This window comes from Paracoccus sp. PARArs4 (assembly GCF_947311865.1).
In the GTDB taxonomy this organism is placed as follows: domain Bacteria; phylum Pseudomonadota; class Alphaproteobacteria; order Rhodobacterales; family Rhodobacteraceae; genus Paracoccus; species Paracoccus zeaxanthinifaciens.
Genome location: NZ_CAMZMW010000023.1, coordinates 15,784 through 32,645 on the forward strand (window position 1 = coordinate 15,784; position 16,862 = coordinate 32,645).

Consider the following 16,862-nt stretch of genomic DNA (forward strand, 5'->3'; position numbering starts at 1 on the left):
CCGCCGCTCAATCGCGCGGGTGCGGACAAATCGCCCCATGCGGGCGCCAGGAGGGCACATGATCCGCGCCATCGGCCTCGATGCCGACGACACCCTGTGGGAAAACGAGAGCTTCTTCCGGCTGACCGAAGAGGAATTCTGCGCGATGCTGTCGGTCCATGCCGAACCGGGCGACATCGCCGCGCGGCTGGTCGATGTCGAACGCGCGAACCTCGAACGCTATGGCTATGGCATCAAGGGGTTCATGCTGTCGATGGTGGAAACCGCGATCCAGCTGACCGACGGTGCGGTGGACGGTCGCACGATCCACCGCATCCTGGAACTGGGGCAGGAGATGTTGGCCCATCCCGTCAACCTGCTGCCGGGGGTCGAGGATGCGCTGGACCGCCTGTCCGGCCATCGCCTGATGCTGATCACCAAGGGCGACCTGATGGACCAGGAACGCAAGGTCGCGGCGTCCGGCCTTGCGGAACGCTTCGCCTCGGTCGAGATCCTGGCCGAGAAATCGCCCGAGGCCTATGCCCGCGTCCTTGCCGCGCAGGGGATCGTTCCCGAAACCTTCCTGATGGCCGGCAATTCGCTGAAAAGCGACGTGATCCCGGTGATCGAGCTTGGCGGCTGGGGCGTGCATGTCCCGCACGAGATGACCTGGGTGCTGGAACATGCCGAAGAGCCTGAGGATCCGCGCTTCCGCCGGATCGCGACGCTGGCCGAACTGCCCGACCTTCTGGACCGGATCCGTACCGCATGAGCGCCGAGGCGAATGGCCGCGCTGCACTGCTGATGGTCGCCGCGATGGCGCTGTTCGCGATCGAGGACGCCTTCATCAAGCTGCTGGGCGCGGGCATGGGCGTCGGGCTGCTTCTGGTCCTGACCGGCCTGCCGGGTGCGGCGATCTTCTGGATCAGGCTGCGGCTTCGGGGCGGTCGCATGCTGTCGCGCGACATCCTTCGCCCCGTCGTCCTGCTGCGCACCCTGGGCGAGATCATCGGCGCCGTCGGTTTCGTCACGGCGCTGGCCAAGGGCGACCTGGCCGCGACCGCCGCGATCCTTCAGGTGCTGCCGCTGGCGCTGGTCATGGGCGGGGCGCTGTTTCTGGGCGAGACGGTCGGCTGGCGCCGCTGGCTGTCGGTGATCCTGGGCTTTGCGGGCGTCCTGCTGATCCTGCGGCCCGGCACGCAATCCTTCGATCCTGTGATGCTGTGGGCCGTGGTCGGGGTCTTCGGTCTGGCTCTGCGCGATCTGGTCACGCGGCTGGTCCCAGCCGATCTGCCATCCGACATCCTGTCGGGCGCGGCCTATGGCGCGATCGTTCCGGCGGGGATCGTGCTGATCCTGCTGCGGTCCGAAACGCTGGCCATGCCGACGCCGATCGAATGGGTGCATGTCGCGGGGACCGTCGTCTTCGGCGTCAGCGGATACGCGGTCATGGTCGCGGCCCTGCGCATGGGCGAGGCGTCGATGGTCGCGCCCTTCCGCTATGCCCGGCTGGGCTTCGCGCTGATCATCGCGGCCCTCGTCTTCGGTGAACGGCCCGACGCCCTCACGCTGGCGGGTGCGGCGCTGATCGCGGGGGCAGGGGGCTATGCCATGTGGCGCGAGGCCCGTCTGCGCGGCGGCGGCAGGCAGGTCGTCGGCAGCCTGCTGCGCGCGTCCCGTCGGCGTCGGGGCGATGGAACCCGCTAGGACGGCCATACATTTGTTGGTCGAACAGCTATCGGAGACCACCATGCCCAAGGCACTGATCATCCTCACCTCGCATGGCAGGATGGGCGACACCGACACGCCCACCGGCTTCTACTGGGAAGAACTGGCAGCCCCCTACTGGGCGCTGTCCGATGCCGGCTACCACATCGAGATCGCGTCCATCGAAGGCGGACGCCCGCCCGCCGATCCCAGCAGCGAGGCCGATGACGCGATGACCGACGACGTCCGCCGCTTCCTGGCCGACGACGCCGCCATGAACCGCCTGAACAACACCGAGAAGGTCGCGGATGTCCAGGTCTCGGGTTGCGACATCGTCTTCCTGCCGGGCGGCCACGGCACCATGTGGGACCTGCCCCAGAACGAGGCGCTTGGTCGCCTGCTGGCCGAGGCGTTCGAGAAGGGCGCCGTCGTCGGTGCCGTCTGCCACGGTCCGGCGGGGCTTCTGGGCGCGACGCTGTCGAACGGCGATCCGCTGGTCAAGGGCCGCCGCGTCGCCGGTTTCTCGAACTCCGAGGAAGAGGCCGTGGGCCTGTCGGGCACCGTCCCCTTCCTGCTGGAGGACCGCCTGAAGGAGCAGGGCGGCGAATACAGCGCGGGCGAGAACTGGTCGTCCTATGCCCTTGCCGACGGCAAGCTGGTCACCGGTCAGAACCCGCAATCCTCGGCCGAGGTGGCGCGGCTGATGATTGCGGCGGCCGATCTGCCGACCGTCATCTGACGACCTTGTGCCGCGGGGTGCTTGAATCCTCTTTTCCAGCGCCTCGCGGCCCTGTATAGCCCGGCCATGACCGAGCTCGACCGCATTCGCAACTTCTCCATCGTGGCGCATATCGACCACGGAAAATCCACCCTCGCCGACCGGCTGATCCAGCTGACGGGGACTGTCGCCGAACGCGACATGAAGAACCAGATCCTCGATGCCATGGACATCGAGCGTGAGCGGGGGATCACCATCAAGGCGAACACCGTTCGCATCGCCTATCCGGCGCAGGATGGGCATACCTATATCCTGAACCTGATCGACACGCCGGGCCACGTCGATTTCGCCTACGAGGTCAGCCGGTCGATGCGCGCGGTCGAGGGCAGCCTGCTGGTCGTCGACGCCACGCAGGGCGTCGAGGCGCAGACGCTGGCGAACGTGTACCAGGCCATCGACGCCGACCACGAGATCGTCCCGGTGTTGAACAAGATCGACCTGCCTGCGGCGGAACCCGACCGCGTCAAGGAACAGATCGAGGACGTGATTGGCATCGACGCGTCGCAGGCCATCCCGATCAGCGCGAAATCCGGCATGGGCATCCCCGACGTGCTGGAGGCCATCGTCCACCGTCTGCCCGCGCCCAAGGGCGACCGCGATGCGCCCCTCAAGGCGATGCTGGTCGACAGCTGGTACGATGCCTATCTTGGCGTCGTCGTCATGATCCGCGTCATGGACGGCGTCATCCGCAAGGGCGACCAGGTCAAGATGATGCAGACCGGCGCGACCTATCGCCTGGACAAGCTGGCCGTGCTGACGCCCGCGATGAAGGATATCGCGGAACTCGGCCCGGGCGAGATCGGGGTCTTCACCGCCTCGATCAAGCAGGTCCGCGACACCCGCGTCGGCGACACCATCACGCATGAAAAGAAGCCGACCGACCGCGCGCTGCTGGGCTTCAAGCCCGCGCAGCCGGTGGTCTTCTGCGGGCTGTTCCCGGTGGACGCCAACGATTTCGAGGCGCTGCGCGAGGCGATCGAGAAGCTGGCCCTGAACGACGCGAGCTTCAGCTACGAGATGGAAACCTCGGCCGCGCTCGGCTTCGGGTTCCGCTGCGGCTTCCTCGGGCTGCTGCATCTGGAGGTGATCCGCGACCGCCTGGAACGCGAATACGATCTGGACCTGATCACCACCGCGCCTTCGGTGGTCTTCAAGCTGCACATGAAGGATGGCGAGGTGCGCGACCTGCACAACCCCGCCGACATGCCCGACATGACGCTGATCGACCACATCACCGAGCCGCGCATCAAGGCGACCATCATGGTCCCCGACGAATATCTGGGCGACGTGCTGAAGCTGTGCCAAGACCGTCGCGGCATCCAGATGGACCTGACCTATGCGGGCAGCCGCGCGATGGCGGTCTATGACCTGCCGCTGGCCGAAGTCGTGTTCGACTTCTACGACCGCCTGAAATCGGTCACCAAGGGCTATGCCAGCTTCGATTACCAGATCAGCGAATACCGCGAGGACAACCTCGTGAAGATGTCGGTGCTGGTGAACGACGAGCCGGTGGACGCGCTGGCGATGATGGTCCATCGCGACCGCGCCGAGAGCCGGGGCCGCGTCATGGTCGAGAAGCTGAAGGAGCTGATCCCGCGGCACATGTTCAAGATCCCGATCCAGGCCGCGATCGGCAGCCGCGTCATCGCGCGCGAGACGCTGTCGGCCATGCGCAAGGACGTGACCGCCAAATGCTATGGCGGCGACGCGACGCGGAAGAAGAAGCTGCTGGAGAAGCAGAAGGCCGGCAAGAAGAAGATGCGGCAGTTCGGCAAGGTCGAGATCCCGCAGACCGCCTTCATCCAGGCCCTGAAGATGGACAACTGATCCGAAAAGGAAAGGCCCCCGGCGATCCGGGGGCCTTTCGATTTTACAGGCCGGCCTGCGCCTCGGCGCTTTCCTCCTGGATGACCGCGCCCGCGGTCGAGATGTCGCGCCCCGCACCCTGAACGGTCTCGCAGGCGGCAAGGCCCATCAGGGCAAGGATGGCACCGAGGCCAAGGAACTTCCGGGACATTTCAAACCTCCGAATTTGTCTGCGGTTGAAACGTCGCCATCGGCAGGCCGGTTCCTGCCCCCTAGAACGCCACCCCGGCCCAGAGGCAGATATTCGCATATGGCGTGCATTCGCCCGTGCGGATCACCGCCCGCGCAGCCTGGGACCGGCGCTTGAATTCCTCGTGGGGCAGCGTCTCGACCTGGCCGATGGCGCGCTCGCGGAAGCGCGCGGACAGATCGACCGAGGCTTCGGTCGCAAGGGCCGAACGCTCGACCTCCAGTTCGGACAGGATCGCGTCCAGCACGTCGAACACACCGGGCAGGCCGCGCGTGACGGCAAGGTCGATCACCTCGACCCCCGGCGGGACGGGCAGGCCCGCATCCCCGATCACGATCAGGTCGCCATGCCCCATGGATGCGATCAGCCCCGAAAGCCGGGCGTTCAGCAAAGTCGTCTTCTTCATGTCCTATCCTTCGTCATCCGGCAGGCTGTCCAGAAGGAAGCCCACCATGTTCCCGCCCATCACCTTGGCGATCTGCGCCTCGGTCAGGCCGGCATCGATCAGCGCCTGCGTCAGCGCCGCAAGATGCGCCGCGCCGAAGGGGCTGTCCACCGATCCGTCGTGATCCGACCCGAGCGAGACGTGATCCTCGCCCACCAGCAGGATCGCGGCCTTGATCGACGCGGCCACGTCGGCAGGTGTCGGGCCGCAGACGACGTCCGACCAGAAGCCGATGCCGATCAGCCCGCCCTTGTCGGCGATCCCGCGCACCAGCTCGTCGGAGAGGTTGCGGGGGCTGGGGCAATGGCCGTGGATGCCGGTATGGGACAGGACGGGGCGCACGCCTTCGATCTGCAGCACGTCGCGCACCATCTGCGGGCTTGCATGGGCCAGATCGACGATCATGTCGCGTTCGACCATCCCGGCCACGACCTGCCGCCCGAAATCCGAAAGACCCGCGCCGGTGCCGCCTTCGCCATGCAGGCTGCCGCCCAGTTCGTTGTCGAAGAAATGTGTCAGCCCGATCAGGCGAAAGCCCGCATCGTACAGCTCGTCCAGGGCCGCGATGTCGCCTTCCAGCGGGTGGCCACCCTCGGACCCCAGGATGCCGCCGACCGTGTTCGCGCCCGCCTGCCTTGCGGCCAGCAGCTCGGTCAGGTCGGTGCGGGTGCGGATGACGCGCAGCGCGTCGGGGTCACGCTCGGCCGCGTCGCGCAGCGCGCGCGCCTGCACCAGGGCGCGTGCCTTGAGCGATGTCCAGGCGGGGATGGGACGCAGCTGACCGATGAACAGGGGCGTGATGTTGTCGGGCGCCTCGGCGCTGTTCTCGGCATAGTTCTGGCCGCGCGGGCTTTTGGTGACGGTGGTGAAGACCTGCAGCGCGACATTGCCTTCCTGCAGGCGCGGCACATCGGTATGGCCGTGATCGACGCGGGTCAGCAGGTCGCGATCCCACAGCAGCGCGTCGGAATGCCAGTCCCCGATGGTCAGCCCGTCATGCAGGTCCTGCGCCTCGGGGGTGATCTCCCACCCGTCCTCGGGCATGGTCAGCGGGTTCATTCCGCGTTCGACATAGGCGGGTGCGAAGCTGAAGAACGCAGCCCCGCCCGCGACAAGCAGCAGGCCCGTGCCTGCCGCAATCTTCTTCCACATGGTCCCCTCCGACTGATCCCCTGCGGATCAGCATAGCGCGGCAGCCCCGCGATGCCATGCGGAATGATGGCAAGGGGCCGCCCCGAAGGGCGGCCCGCTGCGTCAATCCTCCAGGCGCTCCAGCTCGTCGATGAAGCCTTCGATCATCGACAGGCCCTTGTCCCAGAAGGCGGGGTCGGAGGCATCCAGCCCGAAGGGGGCCAGCAGCTCCTTGTGGTGCTTGGACCCGCCTGCGGCCAGCAGGTCGAAATACTTCTGCTGGAAGTCCGGCAGCCCGTCCTCGTAGGCGGCATAGAGCGCGTTCACCAACCCGTCGCCGAAGGCATAGGCATAGACGTAGAAGGGCGAATGCACGAAATGCGGCACATAGGTCCAGAAGGTCTCGTATCCGGGCATGTATTCGAAGACCGGGCCAAGGCTCTCGTGCTGGACCTCCATCCAGATCGCGTTGATGTCGTCGGGCGTCAGTTCACCTTCGGCACGCGCGGCATGCAGACGGCATTCGAAATCGTAGAAGGCGATCTGGCGGACGACCGTGTTGATCATGTCCTCGACCTTGCCGGCCAGCAGCGCCTTGCGCTGCGCGGGGTCGGTCGTCTTGGCCAGAAGCGCGCGGAAGGTCAGCATCTCGCCAAAGACCGAGGCCGTTTCCGCCAGCGTCAGCGGGGTCGAGGCCAGCAGCTCGCCCTGATCGGCCGCAAGGCGCTGGTGGACGCCATGACCCAGTTCATGGGCCAGCGTCATCACGTCGCGCGGCTTGCCCAGGTAATTCAGCATGACATAGGGATGCACCGTCGTGACCGTCGGATGCGCGAAGGCGCCGGGCGCCTTGCCGGGCTTCACGGCGGCATCGATCCAGCCCTTGTCGAAGAACGGCTCGGCCAGTTCCGCCAGCCTGGGCGAGAAGCCCGCATAGGCGTCCATGACGGTCGCGCGCGCCTCGGTCCAGTCGATGGTCTTGGGCGCGTCGGTCGGCAGGGGCGCGTTGCGGTCCCAGACCTGGAGCTTGTCCAGACCCAGCCATTTCGCCTTCAGTGCGTAATAGCGGTGCGACAGGCGAGGATAGGCCTTGGTGACGGCATTGCGCAGCGCCTCGACCACCTCGGGTTCGACATGGTTCGACAGGTGGCGGCCATGCTGGGGCGTGGGCATCTTGCGCCACTTGTCCTCGATGGCCTTTTCCTTGGCCAGCGTGTTGTGGACGCGGGCGAACAGGCCGACATTCTTCTGGAACACCTGCGCCAGGGCGCGGGCACCGGCCTCACGCCGCGCGCGGTCGTGGTCGGTCAGCAGGTTCAGCGTGGCTTCGAGGCCCAGTTCCTCGCCATCGACATCGAAGGTCAGCGCGGCGGTGGTTTCGTCGAACAGGCGGTTCCACGCGGCGGCACCGACGACCGAGTTGTCGTGCAGGAACTGCTCCAGCTCGTCCGACAGCTGGTGGGGGCGCATGGCGCGCATCCGGTCGAAGACGGGCTTGTAGCGCGCGGGGCCGTTCGGGGCGGTGAAGACGGCCTCGTAGGTTTCATCCGGGATGCGGTTGAATTCAAGGCTGAAGAAGACCAGCGGCGTGGTCATGTCGGTGATGCGGGCCTGAAGATCGCCCATCATCTTGGCCCGTGCCGGGTCGGTGGTGTTCTGGTAATAGCGCAGCCCCGCATAGGACATGATGCGACCGGCGATGATGTCGATCGCCTCGTAGGCCTTGATGCAGGCCAGCATGGCCTTGGCGTCCAGATCGGCCAGCTTGCCCTGATAGGTCTGGGCGAAGTCGCGGACCAGCCCCTCCAGACGCTCGATATCCGAGTTCAGCTCGGGGCTGTCGGGACCGGGATAGAGATCGCTGAGGTCCCATTCCGGCAGATCCCCGAAGGGCGTGCCCTTGACCTGTTCTGCGGCATCGTAAAGCGGTGTGGCGGCCATGCGTTGGGTCCTTTCTTCTGTCGCAACAGATGTGGACCCTGATGGTGCGAACCGCAAGCCTTGGTCACAGCGCCGCGAAGGCGGGCGCATGGGCGATGGTCGCTCCTTCCGACAGATCGCCCAGCACTTGCAGATACGGCCCCGCATAGGGCGAGGTCAGATCGGCGGGCCGGAACCCGAAGCGCGCGTAATAGGCAGGATCGCCCAACACGACGATGGGCGTGTCGCCCGCATGCTGGATGGCGGCGCGGATCAGTGCCGACCCGATCCCCAGCCCCTGCGCGGCGGGATGGACCGCGACCGGCGCAAGGGCCAGCGCGGGGCGGTCCCCGCCCACGGGCGACAGCGCGATGTGGCCGACGACGGTTCCCGCGGCAACCGCCACCAGCGACAGTGCCAGATCGCCATCCGCGCGCAACAGGCGCACCAGTCGGGCCTCGGCCTCGCCTTCGAAGGCCATGTGCAGCAGGTGGTCGATGGCATCGTGATCGCCCCGTTCCTCGGGGCGCATCGCGGGGGTCACGTCGTGTCGGTGAAAGTCGCGGGCGAATTGCGTGCTTGCGTGGCCCCAGGGGCTGTCGGCGGTCCGCGCCTGATGCGCGTCGAAGGCCGCGCCGTCGCGGAACAGCTCGGACAGGTGCCAGACCAGCGGATCGTCGTCCTGCCACAGATCGAAGCGCAGGTTCCCGGCCTCGGCCCGGCTGAGCGTGACGTGATCGGGCAGCAGGTTCAGCGCCGTCATCATCTGGCCCGCATCCGCGCAGGTCAGGCGACCGGTCAGCGCGACCATCGGGGCGGGAAGGGCGATGGGCAGGCCACCTTCCGCGCAGTCGTGGCGTTCGGTCGCGTGGTGATGTCCGCAGGCGCAGCTCATGTGGTGTTCCCCTTCGTTCGCGCGCAGATTGCCTGCAAAGGGCGGCAAGGGGAAGGCGTCAGACCGTCTCGCCCGCATCCATGCGTTTCAGGAAATCGGCAGCCTCGGCCCGGATCGTCTTGCGCTTGTCGGCATCCATCCGGTCCCATGTGCCATAGATGCGGCTGATGCGCGGGTTCTTCTGGAACCGTTCGCGGTGACGGACAAGGAAATCCCAGTACAGCAGGTTGAAGGGGCAGGCGTCCTTACCCGTCTTGGCCGTCACCTTGTAGGAGCAGTGTTTGCAGTAATCCGACATCTTGCTGATATAGTTGCCGGAACTGACATAGGGCTTCGACCCGACGATGCCACCATCGGCGAACTGGCTCATCCCGATGACATTCGGGGCCTCGACCCATTCATAGGCGTCAAGATAGACCTCGAGATACCATTCATGGACCTGGTGCGGGTCGATCCCGGACAGCAGGGCAAAGTTGCCGGTGATCATCAGGCGCTGGATGTGATGGGCATAGGCGAGGCGCTGCGTCTGGCCCACCGCCTGCGACAGGCAGTTCATCCGCGTTTCCGCACCCCAGTACAGCGGCGGCAGATCGCGGTCGTGGCCCAGCTCGTTCCGGTTGGTGTAATCCGGCCCCTGCATGAAATAGATGCCGCGCATGTATTCGCGCCAGCCAAGGATCTGGCGGATGAAGCCCTCGGCGGAATTCAGGCGCACCTTGCCCTCGGCATAGGCCTTGGCGACGCGGTCGCAGACCTCGCGCGGGGACAGCAGGCCCGCATTGATATAGGGCGACAGGATCGAGTGGTGCAGATGCGGATCGTCCTGCAGCATCGCGTCCTGATAGGGGCCGAATTCGTCCAGCGAGTTGTCGATGAAATGGCGCAGCACCTTCAGCGCGCCCTGCCGGTCGGTCGCATAGTCGAAGGGGCGCAGGTCGCCGAAATTGTCGGGGAAACGCTGCTCGACCAGATCCAGCACCTCAAGGGTGATCCGGTCTGGTTCGAAGCGCGGGGGGCCTTCGCGGAACAGGTCGGCCTCGGCAGACTTGCGGTTGTCGTGGTCATAGTTCCACTGACCGCCCGCAGGCTCGTCATCCTCCATCAAGAGGCCGGTGCGGCGGCGCATCTCGCGATAGAACCACTCCATCCGCAATTCCTTGCGGCCCTCGGCCCAGTCCTGGAAATCCTTGTGGCTGGCATAGAAGCGGTCGTCGGGCAGCTGGCGCACCGTGATCGGCAGATAGGTCAGGATGTCGATCAGGCGCCATTCGCCGGGTTCCGTCGCGATCACCTCGGACGCGTCGTGTTCGGCCGCGCGGCGCAGCAATTCGCCGCCGATCTTCTGGCTGTTCTCGGGGTCGTCCAGCCGCGTATAGGCGACGGTGAAGCCCTTGTCGCGCAGGTGCTCGGCGAATTTGCGCATGGCCGCGAACAGGAACGCGATCTTCTTGGGGTGGTGGCGGACATAGGACGCCTCGTCCATGACCTCGGCCATGACGACGACATCGCCGTCCTTCGCCTCGCGCAGCGCGGACAGATCGTCGGACAGCTGATCGCCCAGAACCAGTATCAATCGCGTCATGGCACCCCCTGAACGAAAGGGACGCGCAAGTTGCCCTGCGCGTTCCCCAAGTTCTCAGGTCATTCCCACTCGATCGTGCCCGGGGGCTTCGAGGTGATGTCATAGGTGCAGCGGTTGATGCCCTTGACCTCGTTGATGATGCGCGTCGCGGTCTCGCCCAGGAATTCATGGGTGAAGGGATAGTAATCCGCCGTCATCCCGTCGACCGAGGTCACCGCACGCAGCGCGCAGGCATAGTCGTAGGTGCGACCGTCGCCCATCACGCCCACGGTGCGGACCGGAAGGATCGCGACGAAGGCCTGCCAGATCTCGTCATACAGATTGTGCTTGCGGATCTGGTCGATGAAGACCGCATCCGCCTTGCGCAGGATCTCCAGCTTGTCGCGGGTGATCTCTCCGGGGCAGCGGATGGCAAGGCCGGGGCCGGGGAAGGGGTGACGCCCGATGAACTTGTCGGGCAGGCCCAACTCGCGGCCAAGGGCGCGGACCTCGTCCTTGAACAGCTCGCGCAGCGGCTCGACCAGCTTCAGGCCCATCTTCTCGGGGAGGCCGCCGACATTGTGGTGCGACTTGATCGTGACCGAAGGCCCGCCGCTGAAGCTGACGCTCTCGATGACATCGGGATAGAGCGTGCCCTGCGCCAGGAACTCGGCGCCGTCGATCTCGCCCGCGTATTTCTGGAACACGTCGATGAACAGGCGGCCGATGGTCTTGCGCTTGACCTCGGGGTCGGAAACGCCTTCGAGCGAGCCGAGGAACAGGTCGGCCTCGTTCGCGTGGATCAGCGGGATGTTGTAGTTGTCGCGGAACATCTCCACGACCTCCTCGGCCTCGTTCAGGCGCAGAAGGCCGTGATCGACGAAGACGCAGGTCAGCTGGTCGCCGATCGCCTCGTGGATCAGGACGGCGGCGACGCTGCTGTCCACGCCGCCCGACAGGCCGCAGATGACCTTGCGGTCGCCCACCTGTTCGCGGATCTTGCGGATCGCCTCGTCCTTGTACGACGCCATCGTCCAGTCGCCGGTGAAGCCCGCCATCCTGACGAAGTTTTCCAGCATCGTGCGGCCGTTCGGGGTGTGGTGCACCTCGGGGTGGAACTGCACGGCATAGAAGCGGCGCGCCTCGTCGGCGATCATCGCGAGGGGCGCGTTGGGCGAGGTGCCGATCACCTCGAAGCCCGGCGCGATCTCGGTCACGCGGTCGCCATGGCTCATCCAGACTTCCTCGCGGCCCGCGTCGAAGAGGCCCGCGAAGATGCCGTCGCCCTTGTGGCCAGGCGCAGGCGCGATGAAGGCGCGGCCGTATTCGGCGTGGTGGCCCGCCTCGACGCGGCCGCCCAGCTGTTCCATCATGACCTGCTGGCCATAGCAGATGCCGAAGACGGGGACGCCCAGCTCGAAGACCGCTTGCGGCGCGCGGGGGCTGCCGGTCTCGGTCACGCTGGCGGGGCCGCCCGACAGGATGATCGCGCGCGGGTCGATCTCGCGCAGCTTCTCGTCGGTCAGCAGGTTGAAGGGATGGATTTCGCAGTAGACGTTCAGCTCGCGCAGGCGGCGCGCGATAAGCTGCGTCACCTGGCTGCCGAAGTCGATGATGAGAAGGCGCTGATGCTGGGTCATGGATGCGCTTTAAGCGCGCCCGCGCGGCCATGCAAGGGTTTCGCGCCCGTCAATCCGGGGAACCGGTGCGATGGCATGGGGTTGGGACTGAAATCGCCTGCAAACCGTTCATCCAACGATCCGAAAGGGTTCCGTCATGTTCCGTGCCTCGATCACAGCAATCGCAGCCCTGGGCGCGCTTGGCGCCTGCGACCGGATCGCGCCCGCGCCTGTGGCCGACCCGATGGAACAGTCGCTGGCCGCCAGCTGCGTGGGCGACGCGGCCGCCGCCGACCGCCTTGCGCAGGCCGTGGAAGCCGCGCGCGTGGCCGAGGGCAAGACCGTCCTTGCGCGGACCGAGGCGCTGGACCGCATCGCGCAGTCCCATGCCTGCGACATGGCGCTGATGGGGCGCGCCGATGTCGCGGGATCGAATGGCAGCAATGTCGTGGATCGGGCGCGGGCCGTCGGCTATCCGACCTGCGGCGTGGTGCAGCTGGTCGGTGGCGGGACCAGCCCGGAAGGAACCGTCGCCGATTGGCTGATCCCCGGTCCGAACCGCGAACAGGTGCTGGGTCAGCTGTCATTCGAGATCGGAAGCGGGGTCGCGCGCGGCGCGGATGGGCGCATCTGGCACAGCGTCGTTCTTGGAAACGACTGCCGCGCCTGAGGAAAGGGGCGCCCGGATGGGGCGCCCCTGTCGGCATCACTTCTCGGGCAGAAGGCCCCTTGGGGCGAAGCGCAGCACGGCCAGCAGGACCGCGCCCATCGCGATGAAGCGCATGTGCGGGCTGCTGTCCAGAAGGTGCTCCTTCAGCGGGCCATCGGCCAGCGGGCCGGTCAGCGCGGCGATGGCGGCGGGGCCCCAGACCTCGGCCTTGATCCACAGGAACCAGATCAGCACCGATCCCAGAACCGCGCCCCAGTTGTTGCCGGACCCGCCCACGATGACCATCACCCAGATCAGGAAGGTATAGCGCAGCGGGTTGTAGCCCGTCGGCGCGACCAGCCCGTCCAGCGTCACCATCATCGCACCGGCAATGCCGATGACCGCCGACCCCAGCACGAAGACTTGGAGGTGGCGGCGGGTGACGTTCTTGCCCATCGCGCGGGCCGCCGTCTCGTTGTCGCGGATGGCGCGCATCATGCGGCCCCAGGGCGATTTCAGCGCCAGCTCGGCCAGCAGGATCAGGACCAGCAGCACGACAAGGAACAGCGACATGTAGGACAGCTTGACCCAGATGCCCGACGCCTCGGTCGCGGAAAATCCCCAGCCCTGGGCGAAGGCCACGAAGTCGGGGTTCTGCTGCAGGTCCACCTCGTAGGCGACGGGGCGCGGGATGGCGGTGATGTTCTTCACGCCGCGCGCCAGCCAGTCCTCGTTCTTCATCACGGCCACGATGATCTCGCCGATGCCGAGCGTGGCGATGGCGAGATAGTCCGAGCGCAGCCCCAGTGCCACCTTGCCGATGGCCCAGGCCGCCCCGGCGGCAAAGACGCCGCCCACCAGCCAGGACAGCAGCACCGGAAGGCCCAGCCCGCCGATATTGCCGTGACGGGCGGGGTTGTTCCCCTCGATCGCGAGGACCGCGGGGTCGAACAGCGACCGGAACAGGAAGAAGCCCGCCAGCAGCACCAGCGCGACGGCCCAGCCCTTGCGGGTCCGGCCCCAGACGATGCGGGCCAGCGCAAGGATGCCCACGCCCGCCAGCAGCGACAGGATCAGGCGAGGGCCGCCGGCCTGCCATGCCCCCTCGACCGGGGGCAGGGATACCAGCACGGGCGCCAGCGCGCCCATCGCAAGGAAGCCCACGACGCCCACGTTGAACAGCCCGGCATAGCCCCACTGCATGTTCACGCCCAATGCCGTGATGGCCGAGATCAGCCCCATGTTCAGGATCGCCAGCGACGTGTTCCAGCTGCCTGAGAACAGGTCGTTGCGGACCGTCCCCTCCAGCACGAACAGGATGGCGAGGATGCCGAACAGGATCGGGGCGCGCCAGGGGCTGGCGGATGCGGTGGATTGACGATTGCTTGCCATGATGACCCCCTTACACCGATTTGCCGCGGAACAGGCCCGTCGGGCGGAACAGCAGCACCACGATCAGGATCACGAAGCTGACGGCGAACTTGTATTCCGTGCCCAGCAGCTGCATCAGCCCGCCCGGTTCATACCAGGGCGCGACATAGCCCACGATCTTCAGCCAAGGGTAGGTGATCGCCACCTCGGAGAAGGCCACGAGGAACCCGCCCGCAATGGCGCCAAGGGGGCTGCCGAGGCCGCCCACGATGGCCGCCGCGAAGATGGGCAGCAGGATCTGGAAATAGTTGAAGGCCTTGAACGACTTGTCCAGACCATAGAGCGTGCCGGCGATGGTCGCCAGCGCGGCCGCGATGATCCAGACCTGCCGGACCACGCGCTCGGGGTCGATGCCGGACAGCAGGGCCAGATCCTCGTTGTCGGAATAGGCGCGCATCGCCTTGCCGGACTTGGTGCGGTTCAGGAACCAGAACAGCGCGATCATCACGGCAAAGGCCACGACCAGCGTCAGCGCCTGCGTGCTGCGCAGGGCCAGCCCCTCGTCCAGGCCGGTCATCGCCTTGAAGTCGCGGACGGTCACGATGAAGCGTTCGCCGTCGTCGAAGCGGATCTCGTCCACGCCGATGATCAGGCGCGTCAGGCCGTTCATCACGAACATCACGCCGACCGAGGCCATGACCAGGATGATCGGCGCGGCCTTCTGCCTGCGATAGAAGCGATAGACCACGCGGTCCGTGCCAAGCACCATCAGCGATGTCAGCGCGATCCCGATGGGCAGGGCGATCAGCGCGGTGGGCAGCGGACCGAAGCCCACCCCAAGCGCCTGCAGGCCCCATGTCACCAGGATCACCAGCGCGGTGCCGAAGGCCATCGTGTCGCCATGCGCGAAGTTGGAAAACCGCAGGATGCCATAGATCAGCGTGACCCCAAGCGCACCCAGGGCAAGCTGCGCACCATAGGCGGCGGCGGGGATGAAGACGAAGTTCAGAAAGACCACGAGGGCGTTCAGGATATCCATCGCTCAGCCCCCCAGGAAGGTGCGGCGCACCTCGTCATTGGCCATGAGTTCCTTTCCCGTGCCGGTATGGGCATTCGCGCCCTGCACCAGCACATAGGCCTTGTCGGCGATGTTCATCGCCTGTTGCGCGTTCTGTTCCACCATCAGCACGGGCAATCCGCCACGCGCGATGGCGATGATGCGGTCGAACAGCTCGTCCATGACGATGGGGCTGACGCCCGCGGTCGGTTCGTCGAGCATCAGGACCTGCGGTTGCGTCATCAGCGCGCGGCCCACGGCCACCTGCTGGCGCTGCCCGCCCGACAATTCGCCTGCCGCCTGCTTGCGCTTCTCGGCGACGGCGGGGAACAGGTCATAGACCTGCTGCATGGTCTGGCGGATGTCGTCGCCACGGATGAAGGCGCCCATCTCCAGGTTTTCCTCGACCGTCATGGAGGGGAAGATGTTGTTCACCTGCGGCACGAAGCCCATGCCGGCCTTGACGCGGTCCTGCGGGTTCAGCGCGGTGATGTCGCGCCCGTTCAGCCGCACGCTGCCCTGGCGCAGGTTCAGCATGCCGAAGATGGCCTTCATCGCGGTGGACTTGCCCGCGCCGTTCGGGCCGACGATCACGGCGATCTGGCCCTTCTCGACCGAGATCGTGCAATCGTGCAGGATGTCGGCGCCCTTGCCGTACCCGCCGGTCATGCCCTCGCCGATCAGGAAGGGATCGCCGGCGCGCCCCTCGCCCACGGGGCCTGAACGACGGCTGCCGTCGATCGTGCCCATGCCACGGGTGTTCACGACGGATGCATCGCGGTTGCCGCGATTGCCGAAGCTGTTCTGTCCGCTCATGCGCCCACCATGTCCTTGTTCTTCAGACCGGTGCCCAGATAGGCCTCGATCACGGCCTCGTCCTGCATGATGTCGCTGGCGCTGCCCTTGGCCAGCACCTTGCCCTCGGCCATGACGATCACCGGGTCGCACAGCTTGCCGATGAAATCCATGTCATGCTCGATCACGCAGAAGGTATAGCCGCGTTCCTTGTTCAGCCGGATGATCGCATCGGCGATGGTCATCAGCAGCGTGCGGTTCACGCCCGCGCCGACCTCGTCCAGGAACACGATCTTGGCGTCCACCATCATGGTACGGCCCAGCTCCAGCAGCTTCTTCTGGCCGCCCGACAGGTTGCCCGCCTTCTCGTCGGCCAGGTGGCTGATGGTCAGGAAGTCCAGCACCTCGTCGGCCTTGGCGCGCAGGGCGCGTTCCTCGTGCGCGATGCGACCGCGCTGGAACCAGGTCTTCCAGATCGTCTCGCCGGACTGGCCCGCGGGGACCATCATCAGGTTTTCCCGCACGGTCATGCTGGCGAATTCATGGGCCAGCTGGAAGGTCCGCAGCAGGCCCTTGTGGAACAGCTCGTGAGGGGGCAGGCCGGTGATGTCCTGCCCGTCCATGAAGACGCGCCCCGAGGTCGGGGGCAGCACGCCCGCGATCACGTTGAACAGCGTCGACTTGCCCGCGCCGTTGGGGCCGATCAGCCCGGTGATCGATCCGGTCTCGATCGTCAGGCTGGCCCCGTCGACGGCGTGAAAGCCGCCGAAATGTCTGTGTAGGTCCTCGACCCTTATCATCCTTCGTTCCCCGACCTTATCCGATGGATAAGGATTTGCGCCCAAGGGGCTGTATCAATTGTAAAAATGGCCCGGCGTCATGGGGACGCCGGGCCATCA

General features: G+C 66.3%; 16 protein-coding genes. 5 read left to right on the forward strand and 11 right to left on the reverse strand.

The features are described from left to right. Window positions 1–58 precede the first annotated feature (58 nt). From QMZ16_RS15110 to lepA, 4 genes are all read left to right on the forward strand, one after another. Window positions 59–751 (forward strand): HAD family hydrolase, encoded by a 693-nt coding sequence (locus tag QMZ16_RS15110; protein WP_282603843.1) that lies wholly within the window; start codon window positions 59–61, stop codon window positions 749–751. Next, window positions 748–1,686, forward strand: coding sequence for a DMT family transporter (locus tag QMZ16_RS15115; protein WP_282603844.1), 939 nt, complete (start codon window positions 748–750; stop codon window positions 1,684–1,686). The genes QMZ16_RS15110 and QMZ16_RS15115 overlap by 4 nt, the downstream gene beginning before the upstream one ends. Before the next feature lie 43 nt (window positions 1,687–1,729). Further along, window positions 1,730–2,425 carry a type 1 glutamine amidotransferase domain-containing protein gene (locus QMZ16_RS15120; RefSeq protein ID WP_282603845.1) on the forward strand — a complete coding sequence of 232 codons (696 nt, stop codon included), beginning with the start codon at window positions 1,730–1,732 and terminating at the stop codon, window positions 2,423–2,425. Between the two features lie 66 nt (window positions 2,426–2,491). Next, entirely contained in the window at window positions 2,492–4,291 is a 1,800-nt protein-coding gene (lepA, locus tag QMZ16_RS15125; RefSeq protein WP_022706729.1) for a translation elongation factor 4, read from the forward strand. Window positions 4,292–4,334: 43 nt separating this feature from the next. On the opposite strand, the gene QMZ16_RS15130 is transcribed toward lepA, so the two are convergent. The 7 genes from QMZ16_RS15130 to guaA all read right to left on the reverse strand — a co-directional run bounded on the left by QMZ16_RS15130 (window position 4,335) and on the right by guaA (window position 12,112). Next, the gene (locus tag QMZ16_RS15130; RefSeq protein WP_022706728.1) at window positions 4,335–4,481 is read right to left on the reverse strand and encodes an entericidin A/B family lipoprotein; all 147 of its coding nucleotides are present in this window, start codon (window positions 4,479–4,481) and stop codon (window positions 4,335–4,337) included. Window positions 4,482–4,542: 61 nt separating this feature from the next. Next, on the reverse strand, window positions 4,543–4,926 hold the full coding sequence (gene rbsD, locus QMZ16_RS15135; protein ID WP_282603846.1) for a D-ribose pyranase: 384 nt from the start codon (window positions 4,924–4,926) through the stop codon (window positions 4,543–4,545). A 3-nt stretch (window positions 4,927–4,929) separates the two neighbouring features. Continuing rightward, window positions 4,930–6,117 (reverse strand): membrane dipeptidase, encoded by a 1,188-nt coding sequence (locus QMZ16_RS15140; protein ID WP_282603847.1) that lies wholly within the window; start codon window positions 6,115–6,117, stop codon window positions 4,930–4,932. A gap of 102 nt (window positions 6,118–6,219) precedes the next feature. Further along, window positions 6,220–8,037 carry a M3 family oligoendopeptidase gene (locus QMZ16_RS15145; protein WP_282603848.1) on the reverse strand — a complete coding sequence of 606 codons (1,818 nt, stop codon included), beginning with the start codon at window positions 8,035–8,037 and terminating at the stop codon, window positions 6,220–6,222. 64 nt (window positions 8,038–8,101) lie between these two features. Beyond that, a complete protein-coding gene (locus QMZ16_RS15150) occupies window positions 8,102–8,911 on the reverse strand; it encodes a GNAT family N-acetyltransferase (protein WP_282603849.1) in 810 nt (269 codons plus the stop codon). 58 nt (window positions 8,912–8,969) lie between these two features. Then, on the reverse strand, window positions 8,970–10,493 hold the full coding sequence (locus QMZ16_RS15155; protein ID WP_282603850.1) for a cryptochrome/photolyase family protein: 1,524 nt from the start codon (window positions 10,491–10,493) through the stop codon (window positions 8,970–8,972). 59 nt (window positions 10,494–10,552) lie between these two features. Continuing rightward, window positions 10,553–12,112, reverse strand: a complete 1,560-nt coding sequence (guaA, locus tag QMZ16_RS15160; protein ID WP_022706722.1) for a glutamine-hydrolyzing GMP synthase — start codon at window positions 12,110–12,112, stop codon at window positions 10,553–10,555. A gap of 136 nt (window positions 12,113–12,248) precedes the next feature. Between guaA and QMZ16_RS15165 the strand changes: the two genes are divergently transcribed. Next, window positions 12,249–12,761: a CAP domain-containing protein gene (locus QMZ16_RS15165; protein WP_282603851.1), complete on the forward strand. Its 513-nt coding sequence runs from the start codon at window positions 12,249–12,251 to the stop codon at window positions 12,759–12,761. Between the two features lie 36 nt (window positions 12,762–12,797). Here the strand turns inward: QMZ16_RS15165 and QMZ16_RS15170 are convergent, their stop codons facing one another. From QMZ16_RS15170 to QMZ16_RS15185, 4 genes are read right to left on the reverse strand one after another with little or no spacing between them, the layout of a single operon-like run. Further along, window positions 12,798–14,132, reverse strand: a complete 1,335-nt coding sequence (locus QMZ16_RS15170) for a branched-chain amino acid ABC transporter permease (RefSeq protein ID WP_282603852.1) — start codon at window positions 14,130–14,132, stop codon at window positions 12,798–12,800. Window positions 14,133–14,142: 10 nt separating this feature from the next. Next, entirely contained in the window at window positions 14,143–15,150 is a 1,008-nt protein-coding gene (locus QMZ16_RS15175; RefSeq protein ID WP_282603853.1) for a branched-chain amino acid ABC transporter permease, read from the reverse strand. A 3-nt stretch (window positions 15,151–15,153) separates the two neighbouring features. Continuing rightward, window positions 15,154–15,984 (reverse strand): ABC transporter ATP-binding protein, encoded by an 831-nt coding sequence (locus tag QMZ16_RS15180; protein ID WP_282603854.1) that lies wholly within the window; start codon window positions 15,982–15,984, stop codon window positions 15,154–15,156. After that, window positions 15,981–16,763 carry an ABC transporter ATP-binding protein gene (locus QMZ16_RS15185; RefSeq protein ID WP_282603855.1) on the reverse strand — a complete coding sequence of 261 codons (783 nt, stop codon included), beginning with the start codon at window positions 16,761–16,763 and terminating at the stop codon, window positions 15,981–15,983. Before QMZ16_RS15185 ends, QMZ16_RS15180 begins: the two co-directional genes overlap by 4 nt. Window positions 16,764–16,862: the final 99 nt, after the last annotated feature.

Excerpts from the sequence above, each read along its gene's own strand:
- QMZ16_RS15110 (WP_282603843.1), top strand. The coding sequence starts at position 59 with ATGATCCGCGCCATCGGCCTCGATGCCGACGACACCCTGTGGGAAAAC.
- QMZ16_RS15115 (WP_282603844.1), top strand. The coding sequence starts at position 748 with ATGAGCGCCGAGGCGAATGGCCGCGCTGCACTGCTGATGGTCGCCGCG.
- QMZ16_RS15120 (WP_282603845.1), top strand. The coding sequence starts at position 1,730 with ATGCCCAAGGCACTGATCATCCTCACCTCGCATGGCAGGATGGGCGAC.
- lepA (WP_022706729.1), top strand. The coding sequence starts at position 2,492 with ATGACCGAGCTCGACCGCATTCGCAACTTCTCCATCGTGGCGCATATC.
- QMZ16_RS15130 (WP_022706728.1), bottom strand. The coding sequence starts at position 4,481 with ATGTCCCGGAAGTTCCTTGGCCTCGGTGCCATCCTTGCCCTGATGGGC.
- rbsD (WP_282603846.1), bottom strand. The coding sequence starts at position 4,926 with ATGAAGAAGACGACTTTGCTGAACGCCCGGCTTTCGGGGCTGATCGCA.
- QMZ16_RS15140 (WP_282603847.1), bottom strand. The coding sequence starts at position 6,117 with ATGTGGAAGAAGATTGCGGCAGGCACGGGCCTGCTGCTTGTCGCGGGC.
- QMZ16_RS15145 (WP_282603848.1), bottom strand. The coding sequence starts at position 8,037 with ATGGCCGCCACACCGCTTTACGATGCCGCAGAACAGGTCAAGGGCACG.
- QMZ16_RS15150 (WP_282603849.1), bottom strand. The coding sequence starts at position 8,911 with ATGAGCTGCGCCTGCGGACATCACCACGCGACCGAACGCCACGACTGC.
- QMZ16_RS15155 (WP_282603850.1), bottom strand. The coding sequence starts at position 10,493 with ATGACGCGATTGATACTGGTTCTGGGCGATCAGCTGTCCGACGATCTG.
- guaA (WP_022706722.1), bottom strand. The coding sequence starts at position 12,112 with ATGACCCAGCATCAGCGCCTTCTCATCATCGACTTCGGCAGCCAGGTG.
- QMZ16_RS15165 (WP_282603851.1), top strand. The coding sequence starts at position 12,249 with ATGTTCCGTGCCTCGATCACAGCAATCGCAGCCCTGGGCGCGCTTGGC.
- QMZ16_RS15170 (WP_282603852.1), bottom strand. The coding sequence starts at position 14,132 with ATGGCAAGCAATCGTCAATCCACCGCATCCGCCAGCCCCTGGCGCGCC.
- QMZ16_RS15175 (WP_282603853.1), bottom strand. The coding sequence starts at position 15,150 with ATGGATATCCTGAACGCCCTCGTGGTCTTTCTGAACTTCGTCTTCATC.
- QMZ16_RS15180 (WP_282603854.1), bottom strand. The coding sequence starts at position 15,984 with ATGAGCGGACAGAACAGCTTCGGCAATCGCGGCAACCGCGATGCATCC.
- QMZ16_RS15185 (WP_282603855.1), bottom strand. The coding sequence starts at position 16,763 with ATGATAAGGGTCGAGGACCTACACAGACATTTCGGCGGCTTTCACGCC.